Below are 18,645 nucleotides of genomic sequence, written 5' to 3'. Positions count from 1 at the left end.
GAACTAATGCTTTTTCATCAATAACGCGTTGACTGCCGCTAACAAACAGCCGCTGACTAAGCCTAATCTGAATAAGCGCGCAGTATTTGCCATCATATTAACCGGCAAACGTTAGCCTAGACCAGAACCTAGCCCTGTTGCTATAGAACTAATGCCTTTTCATCAACAAAACGTTGACTGCTGCTAACAAACAGCCACTGACTAGTCCTAATAAGTGCGCAGTATTTGCCATATTAACCGGTAAAACATCAGCGTAGCCCAGTAAAAGCCAAAACAGTAAAAAGCCAATAATGGGCTTAGAGATCATTAAACCTTTTTCAGGTGCTAGCCAGCCATACCACCAAACATAACCCACTAAGCCATAAACCACACCAGACAGGCCGCCAAAGTTAGGACCTGAAACCATAAACTGCCCGAGATTAGAGACCAGTGCGGTGATCAAAAATAAATTAATTAACGCCCCCTTCCCTAAAGTCCGTTCAACACTGCCACCTAATTGCCACCACCACATAGTATTAAAGACAATATGTAACCATGAAAAATGAAACAGTGCGGGCCCTAAAAGACGTAATGGAGAATCAAAAAAGGCCTCGATCGTTAACTTAGGATAGAAATGTAATAATTCAAAAGTCGGTCGAGCGAAACCCAACAAGCTCGCGATAAAAACTAACCAGCACAAAGCAAAAACAGTTAAGGTTACCACACCGGCATGAGCTAAAAATTGCTGTTTAAAGCTTGTTATTAATGACGGAGAGTTATCTTGAACTTGTGAAACTTGTCCGCTTTGCCATGCAGCTTGTTGATATTTTTCTTGGTAAGGATCGGCAATAAATTCAGCAAAAATTTCTTTTGCTTGGTCTATTTTATGGCTTGCACAATAAATAACATAGTCGCTGTCATCCTTTTGAACTTTAGCATCGATATCTAAACTGGTTAAATAATTCGCAAACAACAAGGCAATGTTATGTTGTTTAACTTGTACTAACGGACTTAGCTCATCCGCTGAATTATATTCCGACATTATGCTCAACTATTTAGTGTTCTATATCTTGTGGAAAACGTAATTGCCAATCAGTAAAGCCGCCATCGAGTGAATAAACATCACTGAAGTCTTGGCTAATAAGAAACTGTGCCGCTTGTTGGCTAGAAATACCGTGATAACAGCAAACAACAACGGGGGCATCTAAGTCGGCTTCACGAATGAAATCGGCAAAGTTTTCATTGCTCAAATGAATAGCACCAGGAATATGATTTGCTTGAAAAGAAGCCGCGTCACGAATATCAACAATGACATGAGTTTTATCAGTTAAACTCTCGTGTAAGGTGGCCAGTTGCATATGTTTGAAATTGGTTTGTTCAGTCATTTTTTATTTCCCTAAAAATTTACGCCGTTAATGTAGCATAATTTTACATCTAGACGTTACCATTCAAAACTCAGCAAAATACATATTGATTGCGAATAGTGATAAGACAACAAATATATTCTTTGTTGTTTACCATTTAAAGCATGTGCACTTATCGGTAACATAGACAATTAATAGCTTTATCGCTAATAACAATTAAACACAGGAAAACCCATGGGCTTTAAAATAGCAAATAATTCAATTCTCCGTTCAGATGATTACGTAGAGTTAGTGCGTGGAAGAACCTATCCCTTTGAAAGAAAAGGTCATCAGCATCTTGCTGACAATGTTCCTCTATGGTTAACAGGTACTGATTGGACTGCTCGAGCAGAAATAAGCGTTGTAAGTCAGTCTATTGAAAATAATAATATTAAAGGGATATTTCGTGTTGACTACCTTTACCAAAAAGATGAGCAACAAATACTCACAAATACTTTTATTCGCATGTATGCAGGACTCGATGATCCGGCTATCTATTTACTCTCATCAAATGCTGAATATCAACAAGCACTAAGTGCAGGTAAGCTAACGCGTGATTCGTTAACCAGCGAAGGCTTTATTCATGCGACACCAAAAAGTCAATTAAACCGTCTTGCCAATAAATATTATAAAGACAAAGAGCAGCCACTTATTTTGATTGTTGATAAAGAGTTAGTTATACCAGAAATAAAGTGGGAACCTGCAAGTGGTGGCTTATACCCTCATATATATGGCCCCTTAAACATCAATGCGGTTACTCGGGTTGAAAAAATATCACTGAATGAGGATGGAAATTTTTACCTCTAAAGATAACCGCTTACTCGCATTATCAATTGGCTAGATAACCAAAAAACAATAAAGCCAAAACACCGAGATGTTTTGGCTTTAATTCTTTTTTAAGCGTTAAAGTGGTTAACTAATCTTAGCGCTTAAAGAACTTTCGCGATAGATTTTGCTAAGTAATCAACATTACTATTCGCAATACCCGCAATACTCATACGGCTTGAACCGACCATATAAATACTATATTCATCTTGTAACTGTTGCACTTGCTCAGGGGTTATACCTAAGAATGAAAACATTCCCATTTGACGGGTAATAAAGCTGAAATCACGAGTGACACCGTTTTCGACTAACTTATCAACCAAGAGTTGACGGTTACCATTAATACGGTCTCGCATTTCTTTTAATTCTACATGCCACTGGGTACGTAGTTCATCAGAACTTAAGATTGTTTCAACCAATGCGGCACCATGCGCTGGTGGCATAGAATAAATAACACGGATCACATAAAGTAATACGGACTGTGCAACATCAACTGCGGCAGATGTTTCGCCAATAATAGTACAAGCGCCAATACGTTCGCGGTATAAACCAAAGTTTTTCGAACATGAACTACAAACAATCATTTCTTTCGCGTGTTCAGCCATTAAACGCAAACCATAGGCATCTTCGTCTAAACCAACACCAAAACCTTGGTATGCCATATCGATAAGGGGTAAAAAACCAATGTCTTTAGCCACTTCAACAACTTGTTGCCACTGCTCATTGTTTAAATCCATACCACTGGGATTATGACAACACGCATGTAACAACACAGCATCATCGCTGCTGACTTCTTTTAATGCCGCTAACATGCCATCAAAATCAAGCGTTTTGTTTTCGTGGTCGTAATACGGATAGGTTTTAACGGTTAAACCAGCGGCTTCAAACAAACCGGTATGATTTGCCCATGTTGGGTTACTCACCCAAATAGTGGCGCCCGCTTTGCAAGACTTAATAAATTCAGCCGCAACACGTAATGCCCCAGTTCCACCGGGAGTAGAAACCGTACGAGCTCTATTTTCGAGCAGCACTTTATGGTGACCGAAAATTAATTTGCTCATCTCTTCATTGAATACAGGTGAGCCGGTAGGACCAATGTAAACTTTGGTATCTTCGTGATCGTTACGATATTTTTCCGCTGCTTTCACACAGTCTAAAATCGCTGTATGACCTGCTTCATTTTTATAAACGCCCACACCCAAATCAATTTTATGTGGGTTTGAATCTTCACGATATTTAGCCAACAAGCCTAAAATAGGATCGGCTGGCAAAGCCTTTAAGCTACCAAACATGTCTCCGGTTACCTTATTCAATGACGGGATGTTCTTAATTGGGCGATTTCGCTCAACAAGAGAGATAAATCCCTGTGTTTAGAGCGCAAGCATAGCCCCAATAAGGTTAAATTTAAAGCGTTTAAACTAAAAAATTGCAGGAATTAATAGCACAAAAGGGACTAAGGAATAACAAGGATAACCTTGTTATCTGTAATGACAAGTTTCGCAACAAATTATATCCAACGTTTGTTGCGAAATAGTCGCTGATAAAATCTTAGAAATTATTAGTAACGGCGGCGATAAAGCCAATAATACCACCGAATACACCTCCCCAAACAACCAACCAACCTAAGTGTTTGCGGATCATCGCTTGGATAATTTCCTTGACCAGTTGTGGTGTTAGTTCATTTAACCTTTGATCAATAATTTCACTGACTTTATCACGCATATCCGCCATAACACTCGGCTGCTCTAACTCATCCTTGAGGATATTGTTAAATTCTTCACTTTGTGAAATTTTCCCAACGGTGACTTTCATTTTTTCAATAAACGGTTCTCGTAACGGCTGTAATGCTTCACTGCCTCCGACCATCGCTAACATGCCACCAAACGATGACTTTTCAATAACATCAACTAAGTCATCAAAAGCAGGATTCAAGTCTAATTTTTCAATGACGGGCGTTAAGTCTAAAGACACTAACCCCCCTGAACCACCCGATAAAAATCGGTCAATATTTTCTTCAGTGAAAAACTGTTCCATCATCAGCTCTTTTATTGCTTTTTTAAAATCTTCAAAGCGCGCAGGAATAACACCAGAGCCATATAAAAAGGGGACTTTTTCAAAAAGCATATGTATCGCAATCCAATTAGTAAATGCTCCCGACAAGGCGAATAAGCCTATGGTAAAGAGTAAAGACTGCTCGAAAAAATAACCCGCTAACGTAGCAAGCAAGGCGATAATATTAGTCATAAAGCTTTTATTCACTGAGTACCTCAAAATTAGTGTTGGTTTCTATCGTGTTATATTAACAATTACAGGGTTTTGCGCCAACTTTTTTACTGTATAGTCACGGGTAAACAATAAAGATTAAGGAAACGTCATGAAAATCAAACTTATTTTAGTCATGAGTACATTACTGACTATTTTTAGCGCTGCGGCACAAACATCAAAAGTAGCTGATGAATGGCGAGCTTTAGATGTTGCGAGAACCGTATTATTGACACTACCACACGGAAAAGTTGTTATAGAACTGGCACCACAGTTTTCGCCTAAGCATGTCGAACAATTTATAAAACTGACCCAATCAGGTCATTATGATGGTAATAAGTTCTATCGAGTGATCGACGGTTTTGTTGCGCAAGGAGGTCCTGAAGATGGCAGTCGTCAAGATAAGTTAGTACCAACATTAATCATGGAAGGTGACTTTACTACCGATGAAAACTGGCAGTTCACTAAAATTCAAAACAATGATTTATTCGCTGAAAAAACAGGTTTTAAAGACGGATTTTCATTAGCTCATAACCCGAGTGAAAAAAAAGCCTGGTTAACGCACTGCCCAGGTGTCATTGCAATGGCTAGGGGTAATGACGCCGACTCCGGCACCAGTCATTTTTATATTGTTAATGGTCAAGCCACTCGCTATTTAGATCGAATCATGACTATCTTTGGTCGTGTGGTTTATGGCATGAATCACGTACAAGCCATTACTAGAACATCAGTTATTGAAGGTGATAAGCCTGTTGCTGAAAAAGATTATACCATCATGACAAGCATGAGAATGATGAATGACGTGCCGAAGGAACAACAAATTTTATTAGCCGTAAAAGATACCGAGCACCCCGCTTTTAGTCAAATGATAGAAAAACAAAAAAAACGAGAAAATGCATTTTTCTACAAAAAACCACCACCCGTGTTAGATATTTGCCAAACGCCAGTGAAAAGCCAGATAATTAATTAAAACTTACTTAAAAGGGGGGGATCGCTTTGACCTTGAAAATGTTTTGCTATAAATTAACCCGTAATGTAATAAATAATCTTGGTGAGATATGGACATAGCTAGATTAAAAAAACTATTATCTCATCAACAAGATATCTTATCTAAAATTGCCTTAGGTCGGTCTTTAAATGATGTACTAAATGATATTTGTTTATCTATAGAAGAGCTTATCGATGACAAGTCAGCGAAGTGCTCAATATTATCGTTAAAAGACGAACAACTTTTTCACTGCGCTGCGCCAAATATTGATGATAAGTATTGTCAGGCTATTAATGGCGTACGCATTGGCCCAAAAGTAGGTTCTTGTGGGACTGCAGCATTTAGAAAGTCTCGAGTCATTGTTGAAGACATCGCAATATCCCCGTTATGGCAAGACTTTAAAGCACTCGCATTGAGCTTTGATCTTAAATCGTGTTGGTCAACCCCCATTATTTCAACAAAGTCCAAAACTCTTGGTTCTCTTGCCATTTACCATAGCTCTCCTAAATCTCCAACGGATAAAGATTTAGAGTTAATCGACTATTTCGTGCATTTTTCAAGCATCGCTTTAGAAAAAAACGTTGAATCACTTAACGCCAAGCAACTGATTGCTGATCTACAAAAAAGTAACCAAAAATTCCAAGCTTTTACTCAGGTTATGCCTGATTTAGCCTTAATATTGAGTGAAGATGGCGTATATACCGATATTTATGGCTCAGCTGATGAATTGTTATATGGTTCAATTAACAAACTTATTAACAAAAATGTAAATGACGCTTTACCTAAAGAAGATGCACAGCCAATCATGTCGGTCATTGAAAAGACCTTAGCCACTAATGAAGTGCAAATTTTTGAATATCAGCTTGACGTTCTAAAAGGTAATATGACTTTCGAGGGGAGAACAGCCCCCCTTGACCATTATCAGCCAAACTTTCCTAATAAAAGGCATATCGTCTGGATAGCTAGAGATATAACAGTGCGTAAAGAGGCAGAAAAGGCGATTGAGAAATTGGCTTTTTTTGATCCATTAACCAACCTTCCTAATAGACGAATGCTCAACGAAAGATTGACAATGTGCATTGAAAGAATAAAACGTTCTGGCAAAACTGGCGCTTTATTATTTTTGGATCTGGATAACTTTAAAAGAATTAATGACTCACTAGGACATAGCGCTGGAGATCAAATTTTAGTCGAATTATCAACAAGACTTAGCGCTGCTATAAGGGCATCAGATACTTTAGCCAGAGTGGGTGGCGATGAATTTATTCTTTTATTGGAATATGTTGGTGAAAGTAATGAGCAGGCCATTATAGAATCTGAAAAGATCGCTCAAAAATTACACAGCGTATTTGATGAAAAATTTGAGTTAGGTGAATTAGCATTTCAGGTCAGTTGCAGTATCGGTATTAGCCTAGTTAACAATGGTAACTTATTAGTAGATAACATCTTGAAGTTTGCAGATACCGCTATGTATCGCGCAAAAATGAAAAAAGGTAATAGTTATAACTTCTATGACCCCGAATTACAAACCTTACTAGAAAAGCAGGCTGAACTCGAAACTGATCTTGTTAGAGCAATCGCTAATGAAGAGTTTTGTGCCTATTTTCAGCCGCAAGTAAATACCTTGGGTAAAGTCATTGGAGCAGAGGCGCTTATTCGATGGAATCATCCCAGTAAAGGTCTGGTCGCACCCAATGATTTTATACCTATTGCTGAACAATATGGGCTTATTCAAAAATTACAAAACATTGTTTTACGTGATATTTGTATATTAATTACGCAACTGCGTACCGATAATATTATTGACGAGTTGTTCAGTGTTTCAATCAATATAAGTCATTGCCAATTTAACTCATCTACTTTAAAAACTGAGTTACTTAATGCCATAGCTGACTTCGATATACGACCATCACAGATTAAGTTAGAGATTACTGAGTCGATGTTGGCTGGAGATATTGATAATACCATTCAACAAATGCAAGAAATTAAAGCAAAAGGCTTTACCTTCTCCATAGATGACTTTGGTACTGGCTACTCTTGTTTAACACACTTAAGTGCTTTCCCGGTCAATGAACTTAAAATTGATAAAAGCTTTATCGATAAAATCTTAGATAATGGCACCGGCTTTAGTATCGTTAATACGATAATAACCTTAGCTAAAAGCCTTAACATAACCGTGGTTGCTGAGGGAGTAGAAGCGTTAGAGCAGCACGAGTTACTCAAAACGCTACATATTGATTCAATTCAAGGTTATCTAATTGCCAAGCCTATGACTAAAGGTGACTATCTAGCGTGGCATAAAATTAATATTGACCATCACCACTAGTTTATTAATACCAACCACTGATTTATATCTGTTGATTCTACTGAAATTAATGCCGCTAAAAATTCATTTTTTAAGCGGCATTTTTACAATAGAAGCGACAATCCTGGTATCTAGGCTGCTAATGTAAACTATAAAAATTATCTGCCTTTAATAATGGACTACGTTTCAAAGGCTCGTTACCAGACCTTTTTAATAATAAAGTGGCGCTATCTTATTTTTATTTAATAATGATTAAACATTACCTTAGCCATTAAACCCTTGCCCTAAAGCGCTAAGCGCATTGGCTTTTTTTTAATGTTAACCGTCTCACGTTCAACCGTATTTGTTTGTTGAAGATTATTTTGAGAAGCATCACTGATGTTAATAATATTGCGGCTAATTTCCTGAGAAACCATACTTTGCTCTTCTGATGCTGTCGATATTTGTATGGCTAAATCAGAAATATCAGTGATCAATGAATATACCTTATCAACAACATCATGAGCTTCTGTTACTTTTTCCACACAACTGTCCGCAGACTCTTTACCTTTTGTCATAGTTTGCACCCATGATAAAAGTGTATTTTGCATTTCTGATATTGGGCTTTGTATTTGCTCTGTTGCCGCATGGGTTCTGCTTGATAACGCCCTAACTTCATCGGCCACCACAGAAAATCCTCGACCATGTTCTCCTGCGCGTGCGGCTTCGATTACCCATTAAGTGCTAATAAATTAGTTTGATCTGCAATGCCTTGTATTACATGCATTATGCTGCCAAATTTTCAACCTCACTGGCGAGCTCTGTTGCCGAAGACACTGAGTTTGCGACTTCTTCAGCCAATATATTGACTTTTTCCGTGGTGGTGTGCATGGCTTTTATGGCAATTTCACAATCTGAATGGGCTTGATTAACTTTTTGTAAAGTAAATGTGGTGTTCTGGGCAACCTCATCGATTGTTGCAACCATTTCTTCAACAGCTGTCGCGACTTGGTGTAATTCAGCCGTTTCTTGTTCAACACCTTCTTTAGCTATTCTCGCCGCTTACTCAAGCGTACTCACGCCTGCACTGAGTAAATCACTACTGTCGGTAATACGACCTAAAATTGTTTTAATTTTACCTTCAGCCATTTTCAAATGAAAATCGGCAATACCTTGAGGTTTGCTTCCACAATAAATTAACCGTGAAAGACTGTCATAGTCTCTGCTGAGTTTTTTAAAATATTTAGGCGTATTGATAATTTCATTTTTATAAATTATAAAGGGTAGTAAAAGTAATAAAAACATCATGTATGGATAATAAAGAGCGCTGAACAATGTTGTTATACTTGCGCCAATGTAGGCTGCATTTTTAATACTGGCATTTTCGTACCACTTATTTAAAGACTTGCCCGCTTGTAGTGCTTGATAAGATAATATGGCATTACTTTTAGTTTTCTCTTCTAAGCGTGTTCTTACTGATTGAAAACCAACTAGCTGACCTGACTCAAAATAGGGGTAATAAAAGCATCAACCCATTAATAACGGCCATCTTTGCAGCGATTCTTAACAACACCTCGCCAAGGTAAGCCCGATTCTAAATTAGTCCATAAATCTTTAAAGGCAGGCTTAGGCATGTCTGGATGCCTTACAATGCTATGATTTGTCCAACGAGTTCATCAAGGGAGTAGCCGGCAATTTTACAAAAGTCTGGGTTCGCGTAAGTAATGACACCCTTTTTATTGGTTGTTGAAATTAGTTCTACACCGTTTTCAAAATTAACTTCTTCATTAATAATCGATTGCTTTTGTCTTGTATAGATAAATCCTTTTGTATGAATTTATTGTTTTTATATTTTAGTTAATAAAATGATAAGATCAAAAATATCAACAAAATATACTGATTTTGAAGGGATATTACATAAAAAAATGGGAAGTTGAGACACCCTGGTATTTTAATAAATTGAAATAGAGCAATCGATGTTTAAAGCACGATAAACCTTAGTACTCTTGTGTGCTGTTTATTTATACCAAATTTTTAAAATATCAAAAACACGCTCACCTTCGGGTGTCTGTACTACGACCTCGTCATCAACACACTTACCTATTAATGCCCTTGCCATTGGTGAATCAAGACTTATCTCTCCTTTTTTAACGTCCCATTCATCAGGCCCCACCACTCGATAGGTGAGTTCTTTGTCGTCTTCATTAATTAACGAGACCCAAGCACCAAAATAAACTTTACCTTCTTGCTTAGCATCATAATAGACAATCGTTAAGTCCTCGGTTCGTTTAACTAAAAACCTTACGCGTCGGTCAATTTCACGCAAACGCCTTTTACCATAGATGTATTCTGCATTTTCACTTCGATCGCCCTGCGCAGCAGCTTCTGAGACAGATTTAGTGATAAGAGGACGCTCTTCCTTCCATAAGTATTTTAGTTCCTTATCTAAGCGATCCCAGCCTGCGCGGGTAATATAGTTACTTCGTTTCATATTTTTTAAACACTCGTAAGCAGAATATTTATTGTGACAGGATTAAGCTGAACTGACCATACTCAGCAATAATAAAGATAACAGGTTTAATAAAACATCGTCGCTCTTTGCTATCCGTAGCAACGCGACATTGCCTAAATGAATGCAGAGGCTATGATTTGTCTGGGAAAAATGATGTGAAAAAAGCAATAATGCAGCGAACGCATGAATGCCTAAGAGCTGTCATGACCGTTCATCCTGAGCATAAAAAAGCCTTAACGTTTATCGTTAAGGCTTTATATCAATCACTCAAAGAGCAACAAGTAAGATTAGATTTCGTAATCAATCACTTCATAACCCAATGCTTTTAGTTGGGGTTTTAATGTTTTAGCATCACCAACAACTACCATTAACATTTCCGCTAAATTTAAGTGTTTCTTTGCAAGCGCATTTATTTCTTCTGCACTGATTGTTTCAACAATCTCTGCACGCTCTTGCACAAAACTTGGCTTTAAATCGTATTCTAAGATTTGCGCTAAGAAACCTAATTTTGCCCGTGGTGTTTCATATTTTAACGCATCTCTTTGATTAATTGAATTACGCATAAAGCTTAATTCTTCTGCCGTGATACCTTGTTCGCTGTAGCCTTTTATTTCGTTTACAAACTCAATAATTGACTTATCGGTAACATCGGCACGAACTTCAGCAGAGGCGGTAAATGTACCAGAGAATTTGTCAGCACTAAAACCAGAACGTGCGCCGTAGGTATAACCTTTATCTTCACGAAGGTTTAGGTTTATACGACTATTAAATGCGCCACCTAAGGTAAAGTTCATTAAATAAGACTTGTAATACTCGCCGGTTATATCTTGCGTCATAGAGCGTTTACCAATGCGAATCGCGGATTGTGCGGCACCCTCTTTATTCACTAAATAAATAACACCCGCTTTTGTCTCAGGTTTAGCCAGTGTTAACACTAAGCTTGATCCTTTACCTTGCCAGCTAGAAAAGACGTTAAGTGATTTAATTAGCGTTTTTTCTTTCAAATCTGATACGACGATTAACTGACTATCACTGGGTTTTACTTGCTGTTCGTAGAAGGTTTTAACATCTGCTAAGATAATATTATTGAGGCTTTGCTCGGTACCTTGGCTTGAAGTTGCTGCAATGTTGTCAGCTTGCAATAATTGACGATAAGCTGTTGAGGCTAAATAACCAGCATCTTTCTTGCTATTAATTGCGCCCTGAATAGCATTACTTTTGTTACGTGAAAATTCCGCTTCAATGAATGCTGGGTGCATTAATTTTTCATTAACCAGTGCCATTGTCGCATCAAGGTTTTTAGTTAGTGTACTGACATTAACATTCAAGTATTGATTACCCGCATAAATAGCGATTGAGCTACCTAATTTTTGTAATTCATTACTCATTTCTTCAGCACTACGTTTGGTGGTCGATTCATTTAATGCACTAGCAAGTAACGAAACAACGCCTGCCTTATCTTTGTCTGAGTAATAATGACCCGCAGGGATTTTTAACAATAATGATGTTGTTGGGGTTTCAATGCTTTGCGTACCCAGCACTTTAATACCATTGGCTAACGTTTTGTTCCACATCTGTGGCACAGCTACTGATTTATTAGCAGCTGAGATTGGCATTTTACTGCGATCAAAATTATCTTTTGCTTTACGAACCACTAAACTCTCTGCTGAGGTTTCAGATGTTTGACCTTTACTACGCGGTGCAGGAATAAAATTATCTTGTGCTGCGATTAGATCAAGTTTGCCTTTAGGCACTATGCTCATGATCACCGCATGTTGGTCTTTAATATACTTTTTAAAGACTCGCATAACATCAGCCTTAGTAACATTGGCATAACGTGCGATATCTTTTTCAATGTAATTTGGATCGCCCTTAAATGTTTGATTAGCCGCAAGTGTACTCACTTTGCCTGAAACACTTTGTAAACCAAAGATAAAGCTTGCTTCCATACTCGCTTTAACTTTCGCTAGATCGTCGTCTTGTACGCCACGCTCTTCAAATTCAACTAAGCTATCGCGGATCACTTTTTCTATATCTGCTAATGTTTTTCCTGAAGCCGGGTGTGGTAACGCTAATAAAGTGAAGGTACAAGCTAGTTCTGCACAGGGATGCCCCACTGAAGCTTGAACCGCTAATTGATTTTTCACTAAGTTTTTATAAAGCAAAGATGTTTTACCGCCACCTAAAATACTGGATAAAACGTCAAGTGGGGCTTCATCTGCATGGCGAACAGAAACGGTCGGATAAGACATATACACTAAAGGTAAATGAACATTATCTTCCATGGAAATATAACGGTCTTCATTTATGGTGAATGTAGGTTTCTCAGGCATCGCGATTTTAGGTCCGCGCGGGATAGACCCAAAATACTGTTCCACTAAGGCTAACGTTTCTTTAGCGTCAATATCACCACCTATGGTTAAGGTTGCGTTATTTGGACCATACCATTTTAAGAAAAATGCTTTTAAGTCGTTAACATTTACACGATCTAGATCCTCTAAGTAACCGATGGTTTGCCATGAGTAAGGGTGCCCTGCCGGATATAACGCTTCGGCAACTCTCTCTCCTAATAAACCGTAAGGACGATTATCATAACTTTGTCCTCTTTCATTTTTTACCGTTTCACGTTGTACTTCAAATTTTTCTTGCGTTACCGCATCTACCAAAAAGCCCATACGGTCTGACTCTAACCACAACATTTTTTCTAGTTGGTTAGCTGGAACTGTTTGAAAATAATTAGTTCGGTCACCGTTAGTGGTTCCATTTAAGGTACCACCAGCTTCAGTTATTAATTTAAAATGCTGTTCGTCAGCTACGTTTTCAGAACCTTGAAACATCATATGTTCGAAAAAATGAGCAAAACCTGACTTACCCAACTCTTCGCGAGCAGAGCCAACGTGATAAGTCATGTCAACATGAACTAAGGGATCAGAAGCATCTTTATGAAGAATAACCGTCAAACCATTACTTAAGGTATATTTTTGATAAGGAATAACAGTTTTACCCGCTTCTGTGGTTACTTGCTCAACAAAACTTACACCTGCTGGTAATGTTACTTCAACCATGGTGGTGGTTGGCGCAGTTTGTTCACATGCTGCTAAACAAGTTAATAGCAATGGGATGCTCCATTTTTTCAATTTATGCTCCTTGGTGGCTTTATTATCTATATAAATATATTTTCTCGCGCTCAACTTCTGCGCCAGTATCTAGCTCTAATATATGATTTGCTCACTTGCTTTGCCAATGATATTTCTGTTTTGTAATACTTTGTTACTTATTTGTTAACCTTTAAATTTAAAACAAAAAAGACAACGGCTGTTGTCTCAATGAATACAGGAAAAATATTAGCTACTCTTTTTGTTTTTTCTCTTGTTCTTGCTGTTCTTGTGTTTCAGTTTTCACTGGTTGATGACCTTCGCCGCCACCGCCTCTGCATCATCCCATTGTATTTTCCTATTGAATAATGAAGGAAAAATTATAGCTAAGCCTGAACTCGACAAAATTGATCGAAATCATCAAACGTCTAATAACTTTAGCCTTTTACTGACACCTAAACGTTTATAAATATCTTATTTAATGAATGTTGCTCTGCTAAATACTTGCAACAAACAATAAGTGATATCATAATGATATCACTTATTGGAATCTTACTGAGAATAATATGATTACGGAAAAAGAAATCAAAGCCCCCAATGGCATTATGTTTATTTTTGTTTTATTGACATTACAGATTGGAACTTTCACCTTGTTAATTAATAACATAATAAATAACAATGTCACACTTACCATTATTAGTTTATTGGTCACCCTTGCTATTTTTATTTGCTGGTTTGGTTTTTTTATGGTCAATCCCAAAGAAGCTCGGGTAATGCAATTGTTTGGTAAGTACACGGGTACCGTTCATGATTCAGGCCTACGCTGGGCTAACCCTTTTTACACAAAAATGCGCGTCTCTTTACGGGTTAAAAATTTCGAAAGTAGTAAACTAAAAGTTAATGACAAAAATGGTAACCCCATTGAGATTGCGGCGGTTATTGTCTGGGAAGTAACAGATACCGCTGAGGCCGTTTTCCAGGTTGATGATTATGAGGATTTTGTCTCAATTCAAAGTGAATCCGCATTACGTAATTTAGCCACAAGTTATGCGTACGATCATCACGAGGATGACGATATTTCTTTACGCAGCGATCCTACTCAAATTTCAGCCGCATTAAAAATTGAAGTGCAAGACCGGTTAGAAAAAGCTGGAGTCACTGTGATTGAATCTCGTATTAGTCATTTAGCCTACGCGCCAGAAATTGCCAACGCTATGCTAAGACGCCAGCAAGCCATGGCAATTATTGCCGCACGTAGAACCATAGTCGAAGGTGCTGTCGGTATGGTAGAAATGGCATTAACAAAATTAGAAGAGCGTCAAATTGTAGAACTTGATGCAGAAAGAAAAGCCGCTATGGTGAGTAACTTATTAGTTGTTCTATGTAGCGACGAAGCGGCACAACCTGTAGTAAATACTGGCAGCTTATACTAATCGTCAATTGAGTGAGAAATATTGTGGCAAAAAAAGCATATCCTCTTCGCATTAATGAAGAAATTCTTTCTGCCATGCAACGCTGGTCTGATGATGAATTACGCAGTTTAAACGCACAAATAGAGTACGTGCTGCGTGATGCCTTAAGAAAGTCTGGCCGAACTAAGCCTAAACCGATAGAAACTATTATTGATCCTAAAAATTAATCTTGTTTTTAAATACCCATAAACGGATGATCGACAGTGATACTGTTATTAAGTGGTGTCGATCACTCATATTCTGAAATATAATTACATAAGACATAGTTATCAAATTTTAGACAAAAAAATACCGATGACAATGTCATCGGCTTATAAGCTACGAGGAGAGCTTGAATATACAAATTATTACAACAAGTGTTCACAAAAGAACAACTCCATTATAGAGTAATCATTCTACTTTTGTAAAGCGAATTATGTAATTAAATTACACTTTAGTTTTAAAAACACCAAAAAGTACTCTTGTATAGTTAATGCGCCTGTTCCCAGTTATCGCCAATACCTGCCTCAGCAATGAGAGGGACTTTTAACTTTACCGCATCATTCATAATTTCAACAAGCTTCGCCGTTGTTTGATCAACGATGTCTTGATGAATTTCAAATATCAACTCATCGTGTACTTGCATTGTCATTTTAATACGTGGGTCTTGCTGGATTTGTATCCATTCATCTACAGCTAACATTGCTTTTTTAATGATATCAGCGGCAGTGCCTTGCATAGGTGCATTAATAGCGGCACGTTCAGCACCTTTTCTACGCATCGCATTTTTAGCTTTAATATCAGGTAAATATAAACGACGACCAAAGCATGTTTCCACAAAACCTTGCTCTGCAGCTTGCTGACGCGTGTCCTCCATGTAAGCCATAACATTAGGGTAACGTTCAAAATATTTATCCATATACTCTTGCGCGCGATGGCGAGGCACATCAAGTTGTTTTGCTAAACCAAACGCTGACATTCCGTAAATCAAACCAAAGTTTACTGCTTTAGCGCTACGGCGTTGATCAACGGTTACCTCGGTCAAATCGACACCAAATATTTCAGCCGCTGTTGCTTTATGCACATCTCGCCCTTCTGAAAAGGCAGAGACTAATCCTGGATCATCAGATAAATGCGCCATAATACGCAATTCTATTTGAGAATAATCTATCGCGACAATTTTATGATCTTTGGGCGCAATAAAAGCTAAGCGAATTTTTCGACCTTCTTCACTACGAATTGGAATATTTTGAAGGTTTGGATCGGTCGAAGATAAACGCCCTGTTGCCGCAACGGCTTGTTGATAAGAGGTATGTACTCGACCTAACTTACACACTAACAATGGAAGCTTATCAGTGTAAGTTGATTTTAACTTACTCAGTCCTCGGTTTTCTAAAATAACTTTCGGTAAAGGGTAATCTAACGCCAGCTCTTGTAACACTTCTTCTGCAGTTGAAGGTGCACCTTTGGGCGTTTTCTTAATTACTGGGATTTTTAACTCTTCAAACAATATTTTTTGTAGTTGCTTGGGTGATGATAAGTTAAACGTTTGTCCAGCAATATCGTGTGCTTGAATTTCTAATTCTTGTAAGCGCATACCAAGTGCATGGCTTTGTTCATTGAGCAAATCAGAATCGATTAGAACACCGTGTTGCTCCATACGCGCTAAAATAGGTAACAAAGGCATTTCAATGTCGGTAAATACTGACAATTGATCTTTATTTTTTTCTAACTTGGCATAAATGGCTTGGTGCAAGCGCAAGGTAATATCGGCATCTTCGGCGGCATAATATCCGGCTTTTTCAATTTCAATTTGGTTGAAAGTTAATTTTTTAGCGCCCTTGCCAGCAACTTCCTCAAAACTGACCGTTTTGTAACCTAAATATTTAGTCGCTAACGCGTCCATATTGTGGCGAGTCGCAACACTGTTTAAACAATAAGACTCGATCATGGTATCAAAAGTAATACCTTGCATTTCAATACCGTAACGTGCAAGCACATTAACATCATACTTTAAGTTCTGACCAACTTTTGCTTGATTTTTATCTTCGAGAAGTGGTTTTAATTGCGTCAAGACCCAGTCACGGTCGAGCTGTTTGGGTGCATCAGGATAATCATGCATAAGCGGCACATAAGCGGCAGTTCCAGCTTCGACAGAAAACGATAAGCCCACTAACTCAGCTTTCATATAATCGACACTGGTTGTTTCGGTGTCAAAGGCAAAGAGATCAGTATTTTTTAATTTTGTCAGCCAAGAAGTAAACTCAGCTTCGCTAAAAATAATTTGATAGTCAGTTTCAATATCATCTGTTGCAGGTGTTTCTTCTACAATCGTGTCAACACTTGAGGGTTGTTGTCCGGGTGAACCCGCAATAGCAGATTCGCCATTTTGTAAGTCTGCTAATAACCGGCGTAGTTCAAATCGAGTGTATAACTCAGTTAATTTTTCAACATCGGCAACGCCTGGCTGTAATTGATCGGCGGTTTGCTCAAGCGGTACATCAAGTTTAATAGTAGCTAATTCATAAGAGAGGGGTAAAAACTCAAGTGCTTCACGTAAATACTCACCAATCTTACCTTTTACGTTTCCAGCATTAGCCATGACATTTTCTAAATTTTCGTGCTCAAGCAACCATTTTACTGCGGTTTTGGGACCACACTTATTGACCCCTGGAATATTATCGACTTTATCACCCATTAACGCGAGGTAATCAATAATTTGGTCTGGGCGGACACCAAACTTTTCAATAACACCATCAACATCCATTTTTACATCGGTCATGGTATTAATAAGCGTGACATGCTTATCAACGAGTTGTGCCATGTCTTTGTCGCCGGTTGAAATAACGGTGTCGATACCGGCTTTACTCGCTTGTTCTGCCAAGGTACCAATAACGTCATCGGCTTCGACGCCATCAATCACCAATAGCGGTAACCCCATAGCGGCAACAATTTCATGGATGGGTGCAATTTGAGTACGAAGATCGTCGGGCATTGGTGGACGATTCGCTTTATATTCAGGATACATGTCATTACGAAAGGTCTTGCCTTTCGCATCAAATATCACAATAACATTGCCATTTGGATAATTTTTTTTCAGACTTTTTAGCATGTTTAACACGCCAGTAATCGCACCGGTAGGTTGACCATCTTTTGTTGATAATGCTTGTAAATATGGAACATGATAAGCACGGAATAAGTACGAAGAACCATCTACTAAAATGAGTGGCGATAAAGCAGAATTTGTCATGATGATATGTGACTAGAAGTGAAATTTGGCTAAGGATGCCATACTCAGTACATTCTCTCCACTTAATCTATAAAATTAGTCACAAAAGATCGTTTAAATTGTGGATAAGTATGTTGAAAACAACGAAAAAAATCATAACAACCAAATGGCTATTACGATAAATTGATAGGTAACATCTTATTTTTATTGGGAAAAGGTAGTTTTAAATTCCTTTTTCACATATTTATTATTATTTTTATTTATGTGGATAAAAATTTATCCTGTATGTTTTCAGCATCTTATTAATTGTGTGTTTTTTGTGCTGCTCAAATAAACGAGGTAAGAGAGTACCAGAATTTTCTCTCAATACCAGACAATTATTAAATTATTTTTAGTGGTATATTTCTGCTTTAAATAACTAAAAAACATAAGCGAATAACAGTAAGACTTTGCGCGATTTTAAAGATAAAAAAACCTGAATTAATTTATCTATAATTTGAATAAAAGCTGAAATCATCAGAAAATAAATCATCGAAAATATTGCTTTATTATTCTTGCTTTATTATTGTTGCCATAAGATTACAACATTACAATTTTAATATTTTAATATTTTGTAA

General features: G+C 37.7%; 16 protein-coding genes. 5 read left to right on the top strand and 11 right to left on the bottom strand.

Going from position 1 to position 18,645, the window contains the following annotated elements; genetic code table 11:
* Positions 1–148 precede the first annotated feature (148 nt).
* The gene (gene glpG, locus H4J66_RS07115) at positions 149–1,021 is read right to left on the bottom strand and encodes a rhomboid family intramembrane serine protease GlpG (RefSeq protein WP_182172406.1); all 873 of its coding nucleotides are present in this window, start codon (positions 1,019–1,021) and stop codon (positions 149–151) included.
* A 13-nt stretch (positions 1,022–1,034) separates the two neighbouring features.
* Positions 1,035–1,364 carry a thiosulfate sulfurtransferase GlpE gene (gene glpE / locus H4J66_RS07110; protein ID WP_083277969.1) on the bottom strand — a complete coding sequence of 110 codons (330 nt, stop codon included), beginning with the start codon at positions 1,362–1,364 and terminating at the stop codon, positions 1,035–1,037.
* A gap of 213 nt (positions 1,365–1,577) precedes the next feature.
* On the opposite strand from glpE, the gene H4J66_RS07105 reads away from it, so the two are divergent.
* Positions 1,578–2,189: a DUF952 domain-containing protein gene (locus H4J66_RS07105; protein WP_182172404.1), complete on the top strand. Its 612-nt coding sequence runs from the start codon at positions 1,578–1,580 to the stop codon at positions 2,187–2,189.
* Between the two features lie 122 nt (positions 2,190–2,311).
* Here the strand turns inward: H4J66_RS07105 and H4J66_RS07100 are convergent, their stop codons facing one another.
* Together H4J66_RS07100 and H4J66_RS07095 are read right to left on the bottom strand one after the other, a co-directional pair.
* On the bottom strand, positions 2,312–3,499 hold the full coding sequence (locus H4J66_RS07100) for an amino acid aminotransferase (RefSeq protein WP_182172491.1): 1,188 nt from the start codon (positions 3,497–3,499) through the stop codon (positions 2,312–2,314).
* 256 nt (positions 3,500–3,755) lie between these two features.
* Positions 3,756–4,466 carry a DUF445 family protein gene (locus H4J66_RS07095; RefSeq protein WP_182172402.1) on the bottom strand — a complete coding sequence of 237 codons (711 nt, stop codon included), beginning with the start codon at positions 4,464–4,466 and terminating at the stop codon, positions 3,756–3,758.
* A 115-nt stretch (positions 4,467–4,581) separates the two neighbouring features.
* On the opposite strand from H4J66_RS07095, the gene H4J66_RS07090 reads away from it, so the two are divergent.
* Together H4J66_RS07090 and H4J66_RS07085 are read left to right on the top strand one after the other, a co-directional pair.
* Positions 4,582–5,439 (top strand): peptidylprolyl isomerase, encoded by an 858-nt coding sequence (locus tag H4J66_RS07090; RefSeq protein WP_182172400.1) that lies wholly within the window; start codon positions 4,582–4,584, stop codon positions 5,437–5,439.
* Positions 5,440–5,527: 88 nt separating this feature from the next.
* A complete protein-coding gene (locus H4J66_RS07085; RefSeq protein WP_182172398.1) occupies positions 5,528–7,783 on the top strand; it encodes an EAL domain-containing protein in 2,256 nt (751 codons plus the stop codon).
* A gap of 263 nt (positions 7,784–8,046) precedes the next feature.
* On the opposite strand, the gene H4J66_RS20250 is transcribed toward H4J66_RS07085, so the two are convergent.
* From H4J66_RS20250 to H4J66_RS07070, 6 genes are all read right to left on the bottom strand, one after another.
* The gene (locus tag H4J66_RS20250; protein WP_310650634.1) at positions 8,047–8,430 is read right to left on the bottom strand and encodes a methyl-accepting chemotaxis protein; all 384 of its coding nucleotides are present in this window, start codon (positions 8,428–8,430) and stop codon (positions 8,047–8,049) included.
* A gap of 97 nt (positions 8,431–8,527) precedes the next feature.
* Positions 8,528–8,728: a hypothetical protein gene (locus tag H4J66_RS20245; protein WP_259369078.1), complete on the bottom strand. Its 201-nt coding sequence runs from the start codon at positions 8,726–8,728 to the stop codon at positions 8,528–8,530.
* A gap of 75 nt (positions 8,729–8,803) precedes the next feature.
* On the bottom strand, positions 8,804–9,049 hold the full coding sequence (locus H4J66_RS20240) for a hypothetical protein (RefSeq protein WP_259369077.1): 246 nt from the start codon (positions 9,047–9,049) through the stop codon (positions 8,804–8,806).
* Positions 9,050–9,386: 337 nt separating this feature from the next.
* Entirely contained in the window at positions 9,387–9,467 is an 81-nt protein-coding gene (locus H4J66_RS20235; protein ID WP_310650635.1) for a hypothetical protein, read from the bottom strand.
* Positions 9,468–9,758: 291 nt separating this feature from the next.
* Positions 9,759–10,232 (bottom strand): transcription elongation factor GreB, encoded by a 474-nt coding sequence (gene greB, locus H4J66_RS07075; protein ID WP_182172396.1) that lies wholly within the window; start codon positions 10,230–10,232, stop codon positions 9,759–9,761.
* A 308-nt stretch (positions 10,233–10,540) separates the two neighbouring features.
* Positions 10,541–13,318: a pitrilysin family protein gene (locus H4J66_RS07070; protein ID WP_182172487.1), complete on the bottom strand. Its 2,778-nt coding sequence runs from the start codon at positions 13,316–13,318 to the stop codon at positions 10,541–10,543.
* Between the two features lie 596 nt (positions 13,319–13,914).
* Between H4J66_RS07070 and H4J66_RS07065 the strand changes: the two genes are divergently transcribed.
* Together H4J66_RS07065 and H4J66_RS07060 are read left to right on the top strand one after the other, a co-directional pair.
* On the top strand, positions 13,915–14,781 hold the full coding sequence (locus H4J66_RS07065; RefSeq protein WP_182172394.1) for an SPFH domain-containing protein: 867 nt from the start codon (positions 13,915–13,917) through the stop codon (positions 14,779–14,781).
* A 23-nt stretch (positions 14,782–14,804) separates the two neighbouring features.
* On the top strand, positions 14,805–14,987 hold the full coding sequence (locus H4J66_RS07060; RefSeq protein ID WP_220463235.1) for a hypothetical protein: 183 nt from the start codon (positions 14,805–14,807) through the stop codon (positions 14,985–14,987).
* Positions 14,988–15,289: 302 nt separating this feature from the next.
* On the opposite strand, the gene polA is transcribed toward H4J66_RS07060, so the two are convergent.
* The gene (gene polA / locus H4J66_RS07055; RefSeq protein ID WP_182172392.1) at positions 15,290–18,049 is read right to left on the bottom strand and encodes a DNA polymerase I; all 2,760 of its coding nucleotides are present in this window, start codon (positions 18,047–18,049) and stop codon (positions 15,290–15,292) included.
* Positions 18,050–18,645: the final 596 nt, after the last annotated feature.

The sequence above is a fragment of the Colwellia sp. MB3u-55 genome (assembly GCF_014076785.1).
GTDB lineage: Bacteria > Pseudomonadota > Gammaproteobacteria > Enterobacterales > Alteromonadaceae > Colwellia_A.
Note: the sequence above shows the minus strand (reverse complement) of the source record. Positions and strands in the feature narration are given on the sequence as shown.